General features: G+C 42.1%; 6 protein-coding genes and 1 pseudogene. 2 read left to right on the forward strand and 5 right to left on the reverse strand.

The genetic code is table 11. The features are described 5' to 3' along the window. Positions 1-265 precede the first annotated feature (265 nt). Positions 266-847, forward strand: coding sequence for an electron transport complex subunit RsxA (gene rsxA / locus OMR58_RS25595; protein ID WP_264547291.1), 582 nt, complete (start codon positions 266-268; stop codon positions 845-847). 600 nt (positions 848-1,447) lie between these two features. Here rsxA and OMR58_RS25600 read toward each other — a convergent pair. After that, positions 1,448-2,992: a recombinase family protein gene (locus OMR58_RS25600; protein ID WP_264547292.1), complete on the reverse strand. Its 1,545-nt coding sequence runs from the start codon at positions 2,990-2,992 to the stop codon at positions 1,448-1,450. Between the two features lie 302 nt (positions 2,993-3,294). Then, positions 3,295-3,669, reverse strand: a pseudogene (locus OMR58_RS25605) (DUF2280 domain-containing protein); the annotation flags it as partial. 397 nt (positions 3,670-4,066) lie between these two features. Here OMR58_RS25605 and OMR58_RS25610 point away from each other — a divergent pair. After that, positions 4,067-5,107 (forward strand): TIGR04086 family membrane protein, encoded by a 1,041-nt coding sequence (locus OMR58_RS25610; protein ID WP_205065456.1) that lies wholly within the window; start codon positions 4,067-4,069, stop codon positions 5,105-5,107. Between the two features lie 180 nt (positions 5,108-5,287). Here the strand turns inward: OMR58_RS25610 and OMR58_RS25615 are convergent, their stop codons facing one another. The 3 genes from OMR58_RS25615 to OMR58_RS25625 form a co-directional block, all read right to left on the reverse strand. Beyond that, on the reverse strand, positions 5,288-5,515 hold the full coding sequence (locus OMR58_RS25615; protein ID WP_200545465.1) for a YgdI/YgdR family lipoprotein: 228 nt from the start codon (positions 5,513-5,515) through the stop codon (positions 5,288-5,290). Between the two features lie 820 nt (positions 5,516-6,335). Next, positions 6,336-7,832 (reverse strand): sensor domain-containing diguanylate cyclase, encoded by a 1,497-nt coding sequence (locus OMR58_RS25620; protein WP_264547294.1) that lies wholly within the window; start codon positions 7,830-7,832, stop codon positions 6,336-6,338. 1,148 nt (positions 7,833-8,980) lie between these two features. Beyond that, positions 8,981-9,316, reverse strand: coding sequence for a hypothetical protein (locus OMR58_RS25625; RefSeq protein WP_264547295.1), 336 nt, complete (start codon positions 9,314-9,316; stop codon positions 8,981-8,983). Positions 9,317-9,430 lie beyond the last annotated feature (114 nt).

Here is a 9,430-nt window from a genome sequence, read left to right on the forward strand (position 1 = left end):
CGGCGGCCTCAGCCCGGAACAGTTCGAAAACCAGACCCTCGCTTAGGGACGTGTCCACATTACGTGGGTAAGATCAGGGAGCGCTGCCATGAATCACCGTCCTGTCATACTCTGTCAAAATTATGCTCAGAATTACCATGAATTTGTACATGATGGTAATAAGGGTGCCTTTGGCAGATTGAGCCTTTATAATAAGGTGTTCCCGCTCTGTGATTGAGGGGGCTTTCAATTTAGGTAGTAATCGGAATTTACTAAGGTGATGGTCGTGGCGGAATATTTCTTATTGTTCATCGGTACTGTACTGGTCAACAATTTCGTTTTAGTGAAGTTTTTGGGATTGTGCCCCTTTATGGGCGCATCAAAAAAAATAGGAATGGCTATCGGCATGGGGATGGCTACAACCTTCGTTCTCACGCTCGTTGCTGTGCTTTCATGGATCGCAAATCACCTCATTCTTGTTCCACTGGAAATGACTTATCTTCGCGTACTCATCTACATCACTGCCAGCGCAGTAGTCGTACAATTCACCGAAATGGTTATTCGAAAAACGAGCCCAGCTCTTTATCGCCTGCTTGGTATATTTCTCCCCCTTATAACCACAAACTGTGCGGTTCTCGCTGTGCCTCTTCTGAGCACAAACCACCAACACGGTTTTTTGCATGCAGCCTTTTATGGCTTTAGCGCTGCGATAGGTTTCTCATTCGTAATGATTCTGTTTGCTGCCATGAGAGAAAGGCTAGAGTTGGCACACACTCCCGAACCGTTTAAGGGGGCTCCTATATCTCTTATAACTGCAGGTCTAATGTCTTTAGCATTCATGGGATTCATAGGACTTGCCGAAGCATAAGAGATTTTCCTCTCAGGACAAAATCCAGAACAAAGCAAACTACTGTTTATAAGAAATATTTTATCACAATCTCCATCAACAAATGTTTCGATTCACAGAGCCACCAGGTTCAGTACGCAGTCAGAGTAAGCATTTTTGCTGCGTACCTTACTGCGTACCAGCTCAATGCGTACCGCCGCCGGCCAGAGAAGCCTGTACCCTCCTGACCTGATCTGCAGGGTTGTGATTCGCTTACCCGACTGCGCAGTTTGGGGGCTTCATGCTACGCAATCCCGGGGGGCAAGCGGGTACTGCTTTGCCGCGCTGGCCGGGAGAAATGGCGATGACACTGGCGCATCGATGTTGCTGCGAACTGAAGTTTTATGAAGGGGGGATTATCGACTGCGCAGATGAGTATGCCAGTTCACGCCACGGGTGTTTCTCTCTATATAAGCAGAAAGGTGTTGGTTCGGTTGGTTCAGTTGGTTCAATTTGTAAAGACGACTGTTTTAACTGATTATTTTCTGAAAAACTGAACCAACATAGGGGGGCGCTGAACCAACAATGAGAGACCGCGAACCAACATTTTTTTAGTTATGCTTATCGGCACAGCCAATTAGCTCACAAAACAAGCGTGTTTTCGTCCAAATACTCTATCGCACTTATCAGGGATTGCTGGCTTATCGGTTTGAGCAATGGAAAATTTAACAGCCTAACGCCATTCGCAAGATAGACGTCACAACGCCCACCAGCAGTATCAACTACAATCTTCTCTAGGCAACGAATTGCATAATCCCGACATCGCTCTCTGTTCTTGCGGTTGCTCAAATCCATTTGAGATATGGCAAATCCAGACGTTCGGTCCCCCTTACTCTTCAGCATCCTCAGTTGAATCTCGCCATTTCGGAGTTCCTTGTTTAACTCTCTGACTTTATTCGCAATCTGCTCTACATCAGGTGCTATTTGTAGCGCCTCAATGAGCCTGTTTATCTGAATGTGTAATTCAGTCAGACGATTTTCTAGCGGCTTGATACGGCCAGAACCAACATGACTTTTCAGAAACCAATCAAGGCTAGCAAGCAGTGTGCCTATCAACACTGTATCAACGTCCCCTCTCCTGATCGCAGGAGAGTCACATCGATGCAGGCGCCTCATCGGGCACACATAGTACCCCATGCCCTTGCTATCAATCCCCGACATCATTATCGAATGCCCGCAGCGCTTACACCTGAGTACGGAACGGAAAATATTGACCAAATATGGATTGTCATAAGTAGCGTCTTTCCCGAATGGTGTCAGCCTGAACCCTTGAACATCATTGAAAAGTTTTTCGGCAACAATCTGAGGGAAGTAATTCGGAATCTCTCTAACACCTTTTGACATCGTTTGATAGGACGGCACGTCTGTGCCGATAAGCGCCTTGTTGCCTAAGAGTTTCTCAATCGTTGATGGATTCCACACACCGACTTCACCCGCTAGTGTTTCTGTCTTTTTATCGTTCAGCAATTTTGTGATGCCGTTCAACGAGTGTCCCTTTAGCCTGAGTTTAAAAATCTGGTTAATTACCTTTGCTCGTGCCTCAATTATCTGGAATCCACGCCCATCTTCAGATACCTTCAGCCATCGCGGGCAGGAACGGGTAATAATTTTTCCTGTTTTCTCAGCCTCTTCTCTCTTCTTCTGCCATGCAGAGCGCATTCGGCGTGATTTGACTTCGCTTTCTTCGTTAGCACGCTGAGATATCAATATGGCTTTGATTAAGGTGTAAGGGTCATCTAAGGATGATTCAGAGTATCGGGTATGATCGGAGAGAGTCACAACATCGATGCCATTTCTCAGGATGTTTTTTAGGCGATCTGTCGCATCTCCTATTTTTTCTCGCGAAAGCCTGTCTAAACTCTCGACTAAGAGAACTGTGCCCCTAGGTATATACCCATGTTCTACCGCGTTAATGAAGTCAGATAACGCCCCTCTAACAGCATTCGCCCCGTTAAAAGCACTCAGCCCCAAATCGTGGTAAGTTATGTCATCCAGTTCGTAACCAGGGTTTTGAGAGATCCATTCATCAATCAGTCTATTCTGGCGCCTTATCGAATCACCTGCTAGCTGGGCTGATGTCGAGAATCGGATGTACGCAATAGCTTCTTTGGCATGGTTGTACCTCACTATGGCTTTATTGCTATTTCTACTTTAAACAGCATTTAACAACGCGCAAATCAGGGCAGTGCGATTGTTACCTAAAAAAAGTCATATCGGTTTAAAATAAACACACTTAAGGATAAGCTCTGACTATCTTTCTAGCTATCTTAATAAAAGAGTGCATGATCTGCTTATCGGCGATTCTGATAGCCAGCATTAAACTAGGCTCATTAAATGGCGTGTTACCTAACTAATACTACTGAACACATTATCTGTATATCAGTAATGGGTGAATTCTTCTGGAAGCCAAGCTGTTAATTAGCTTAGTTTTTCTTCCTGTTCACGTAGGCGTCACCGCACTCCCGGGCGGCCTGTTCGAGTAGCTGGGCCGTCATCACATAGTTGCTCCGACTTTCTGCATCTGCGGCCATCCTGTCCAGCGACCGCAGCCGATAGGCTTTGTTGGCGATCGGGATGGTCGAGAGCTCTTTCTGAAGTTGTGCCCGGGTGAAAGTGAACAGATCCACCCACTTCTGCGCCAGCTTTCTGCCGTTCGCCTTCGTTGGATCGTGTGATTCAACCTGCTGGCGCGTAATATTCAGGCTGAACTCTTCCTGGACGGACTTCACGACCTGCGAGGGGGTGTCATAGCACGCCAGCGCCTGAACGATGAATGCCTTAACAACTGGGGGAAGTGCTGCCATGAATCACCGTTTGTCATACTCTGTCATAATTATGCTCAACTTTAGCATAGAAATCCGGCAACAGAGCCACACTTCCTAAATCTCCGATCACTGCTGCAAGTCACTTGCAGTCATTCACAACGCGGCCTGATGCCCGGTGATGTAACAGTGATCCTCTGCACCAGACGCAAATTTAGATATCCAAAAATTTACAACTCCTATAAAAGAATGTGCAAAAATTCATCTATTAGCATTATTTTCATATTTCCCACCAATCAAATTATCAAAAAAACTAACCATTTAGCTCCTAAAGTCATATCTAAGACACTCATGTGACCGCTCGCATTCGGAATAATCTTGAAACAAAGCTACACTTTTAAGGCAACTGGTGCGTTTTTTTATAATTTAAGGACATATTATGGAAATTCATAAAGATGCTGTTCTGTTCAGACGTATTTCATGGGGGAGTGTGATTGCAGGAGTAGTAACAGCAATTGCATTGTCGCTACTTTTCACAACGCTCGGGACTAGTCTAGGCCTTTCAATGTTACAGCCAAAATCAGAGGATATCATTAATGGTGCTGATAAGGCTGTTATAGCTTGGTCTGTTATTTCGGTTGTGATAAGCCTTGCCTGTGGCGGGTTTATTTCGGGCCGTCTTGCAGGGACGGATGGTACTGTTCACGGTTTTCTGAGCTGGGCTACATCGTTAATTATTGCTTCGGTGCTTGGCTTTGCTGCTATAGGTGGAGTATTAAATACCGCAGGCAGTGCTATCAGTGGTGTCGCTTCTGCAACCGGAAGTGCCGTGAGCGGCATAGGTAGTCTTGCAGGTAAAGCTGCTGGTGGATCAGTAGATGTAGCCTCTGAGCTTACTGAGCGTATGGGGCTTGATACCAGCTTTGAAGCAAATAATACTGACCAGAAAGTTGCAGATGCTCTAAAAAAATCAGGCATTCCCGAGCTTCAGCCTGAATATCTTCAGACACAGCTTAAAGCTGCAGGGAATGATATTACCCGTGCGCTCAAGGATCTTGCTGTGAGTCCTGATAGCAGTGATGTCATACTTAATCGCCTGAGCGATAAGCTGAAATCGCGTGCTGACACTGTTGCAAATTCAGTAGATCGGGAAGATGTTAAAAAGGCTTTGTCAGCTAATACCACAATGACGCAGCAAGAAGCAGACAAAGCTGTCGATAACTTTATTGAAACCCGTGATAACGCCATAGCTCAGGTCAGGGAACGTCTGAATGATGCTCAGGGTCAACTGGAAGAAACCAAAGCGCGCTATGCAGAACTCAAGAAAGAAGCCATTGAAAAAGCTGACGCCGCGGCAAGTGCTGGGGCAAGAATGGCCCTGTGGTCGTTTATAGCACTCCTGATCGGTGCAATAGTAAGTTCGTTCGCAGGCCTCTGGGGGGTTAACACACACCCTGAGTATCGACGTATTCGGGCTTAATGTTGCAACTCCCGGGCGGCAGGACAACAGTTGCCCGGGAAATTTTGGGTATGAGGCAGTTAATCAACGTCTGGAGTAGTGTTCAGTAATGACTGATGTTGTTAGCTGATTATGACATTCACAAACGGCGAACAGGCCATCCGTACGCGGATTGAAGCCTGTTCGCTAGATGGATTGATGTTAGTGAGGTATTTCCGACACCTCTTTTACATCTTGTTTATTTATCTGCTGTTTTACACCATTTGCGTCAGTATAACCAATTAAACCTGTTTCTGATTCTTTAGGTTTTCCGTCACTGATAATCGTTCTGCCATCATTTGTGTGTATAGCATAGCTAGTGCGTGTACATCCAGTAAGTGCAGACAGAGCAATAATTGCTGCGAAAGTACTTAAGAAAATCTTCTTCATATTTCAATCCCTTTATCAGTTATACAGTTTCTGAAAGTTCATAACAGAACATGGTTTATCAAGACTTTTATCTAGACATCTTCTTTGATACACCAGAGATATTAATTCCAATTTAATCACCAGCAGCATTGAAAGCATAGTTCAATATACAGCAAGCACATCTTAAGAGTTCCCATGACATCCTCGAAGAATCTAGAAGCCTTGCGATTGCCAAGTCTCATCATGATAGTCACGAAAAAACCTGACTAATTAAGGATAGCTGTTTTTTTGATTTCTTGCGGGTTAATTAAGAAAACATACTCGAAAAATGGTACTTTCGTAGACACATTCTGGCAGAAACCGCTTTAGAGATGCTGAATGCCTACCGTGACCTTTTTAGTTCCAAAACCATACCCCAACCCCTACATCATGATTTTCCCATGGTTTATTGAAAAGAAGCTACCACTTTAAAACTCCGCCAAGCTACTTATAATAAGCCAGCATCCGTCAACCCATGTAAAGATAGGGTTAACGACCTCTTCACAAATCTTCTCACCATGTGAATCATTCTTATTTTTAAATTTACTAACCACTATCTGCAAATGTTATAAAGGATGGTGAAAAAACAAGACAACACTTAGACAACCATCAATGAAAAGATATATACGTTATGATTTTAGCGTGCAAAAAGAATCGTAAAACCTCATTCAAAAAGCAACCCCGCGTCAAAATTCAACATTAAAACAAGGCGTTAAAGAGGATAAAAAACCAATTAACCTTGTTACACATAACACCCTGAAAAATTGAAAGCCACATATGATATTCCTTTTATTTTTTATATTTAATCAACCTGAGTGTACGTTTGATTGAAGACAACATTTCTTCCCGATTTCTTAGCTTTATAAAGCAAACTATCTGCAAGAAGCAGAACATCTCTAATTTCCACATCACTATTAACAAAGGTAACAAGACCCGCTGAGAAGGAGACCTTTCCCACATTTCCAAAGCTATGGCTTGATACAATATTTTTGATTCTATCACTTTCTGCAATTGCTTCGATATGATTACTGTTTTTCATTAAAACAATGAATTCCTCACCTCCATAGCGACATACTAGCGATGGTTTCTTGAAATATGATTTAAGAATCCCTGAAAATTCCTTCAGAACAATATCCCCCTCATCATGACCAAATTTATCGTTAATCATTTTAAAATTATCGACATCAATCATCATTAGGCTATATGTTATATTCTCAGGAAGGAGATTTAACTGCCTAAAAAACCCTCTACGATTAAGAATTCCTGTCATATGGTCTGTCATCGACTCATTTTTTAGCTTCTCCGTTCTTTTATTAATACTCAAAAATCTTGATTGTAAAGCTTTTCTCAATTGTTCAGCTTCATCGTACCATGTATTAACATTTGAAAACGTCTCCAGAATTTTGTATTCGTCATTTTTTGAAGTAAACTTTGCAAGTTTCTCCAGAGGAATTGAAATCCTACCAGAAAACCAAACACCCCCCAAAAAAACTATAAAAACAAAGAAGAAAATATAAGGTACCGCGTTGCTTATTGATTTAAAGAGAATATTGTTAACTATTTCTTGGTTGCTCGAGACAATAATATGCCATGCAACACCGTTCAAAATCACTTCGCCGGATATTAGATCCGGATTGGATACTCTCCTCGTCAATTCAATATCAAGACTGGGGGTTTTTGAGGGTTTGTGTGACATATCACTCTTACCAATAAGACTTACATCTCGATCATAAATAACCACCCCACCATCACTTAAAATCCTTACCTTAGTTGCAGCCCCATAATAATGCTGATTCAAAATACGACTAAGCATACTTTCATCTTTGAGGTAGATTGTACCTCCAAGATAACCAATGTAATTACCACCTTTTGAAAAGACAGGTTGTGATATCACAACCACAAGGTTACCTGCAACAGAGATATAAGGATCTGATATAATTGGCTTTCTTAAAGAAATTGCTTTAAAACTATTTTCAGAAAAAACCTTTAAACCATCCATGTTTCTTTTTTTATTAGTTGTTACAAGCACTTCATGATTTTCACTAACAAATATCACTGAGTTGAAATAGTCAGATTGCTGATAAACACGCTCAACCTCTGACCGTATCATTCGCAAACTATAGTTTAATGATATAAAGTCTGCGCTCCATGCCAGCTGCTTTTGTGCGGAAGAAAAATATTGCTCCGTTGTGCTCGCAACTTTTTGAGCGTAAGCAGCATTCCTGTCAGCAAGAGTTTCCCGAATATTTTCTCGTTGAAAATAACTAATACAACTCATTATGATCAACGATGTCAGCATCACTCCACCAGTGGACAAACAGATAAGCAATGTCCTAAGCTTCAGTTTTTTCCTCGTCATGCAAGCTGCCTGTGGTAGAAGTATCGAGTGAGAATCAGTCTAGCAGGTCACTGAGTCATTTATGCAGATGAAATCATTAATTTAATTAATAACACAGGCATCGGTATTCATGTTGATTTCCTTTTCTGCTAAGTGAACAGTCCGATTACAACATGAAAATAAAAAAATAGCCTTTTTTTACATAAGCTTATAAACTACCACTTGAATTTTTACAATGCAAGTCATCAGCCATCGAAAAAACTCATTCAAAATATTTTTTTCTTGTTAGTGTTTAACTAGTTATTGTAATTACCTGTAATAATTATAGACTCCTATCTACTTCAGTTCTAATCTGAGCCTGAATACATGATTGGTCAAAGCAACCTCATATGATAAAAAAAACAACGTATTCTACATCGCAGAGATTAACTAATGACAAGAAAAATGAGTTTTATTTACTTATTAAAAGAGCTTAAAAGAAAGTATGGGCACGATGAATTATGGCTGAAGCCTGGAATTTATTGCCAGGGTCCACTGAGCGTTGTGCTCTATCACAAAAGCTGGATTACCCCAAAAATCCTTAAAGGAGATGGAACGGCGATCGCTTACAGAGATGGATTAGAGGACGAGTGGATACTCTGCGGGGACTATTCCCAACCATCTTTTCTTTCAATGACAATTCGACCTGGAGTATATAAAATCGACGATAATCTTAAGAATTTTTACTCAATGATAGTTTAATTTTTATTTTATGCCGTGGGTTAGTGGGAGAAGCAAAAAACATCAAGAGAAACTTACAAATCATCCACATTATCGATAGCTAACTTATACTTATTAAGATAAGAGTTGCACAACCCCAAAAAACACTATGGCCACCAAAAAATATAACCTACTGGTACTCATTTGTAAGTCTGAAAAGAAATTCAATCTATGTTATTGATTGTAAACTGCCCACGTTAGGAAGGTTATTTTTTCAACTATTAACTAATTTTTCCATTAGCAGTAGCTTGAAAAAGCATAGCTTCCTGCCATGGCAATACGCATCCATGCGCATCCTACGTTAGATTTCAACTCACCGCGAACAATAAACCCAGCCAAAGTAATTTATGTTAGAAAGAGCCATTTGCTTTACGATTCAGGCCAAAGGTCCGCTGAACCTGCGAAGACATTGGTCCAGCTCGCTCAAAATCTCTCAAAAATGCGTCAACAGTAACCACATTACCTTCCTGCCTGGCTTGAGCTTCAAAGGAGTGCTGTCCGCCACTGGTCTGGTCGTAAAACTGGACATTGACCTGAACTTGTTTGCTGCTCAAAGAGTCATTCTGTGCCGGATTTCCTTTCGAATTTGATAAATATTCACTCCCGGTGGATGCTTTCTTGATCATCGGCGCACCGCCGGTAACATCGCTGTTGCTGAACACCCGACCATTGTTACCCGGCAGCATGTAACTCTTTCCGCCCATCTGCAGTACTTCTGGCAGATGATCTTACCCACGTAATGTGGACACGTCCCTAAGCGAGGGTCTGGTTTTCGAACTGTTCCGGGCTGAGGCCGCCGC

Origin of the sequence: Erwinia sp. INIA01 (assembly GCF_025947915.1) — a bacterium.
GTDB classification, from domain to species: Bacteria; Pseudomonadota; Gammaproteobacteria; order Enterobacterales; family Enterobacteriaceae; genus Erwinia; species Erwinia coffeiphila.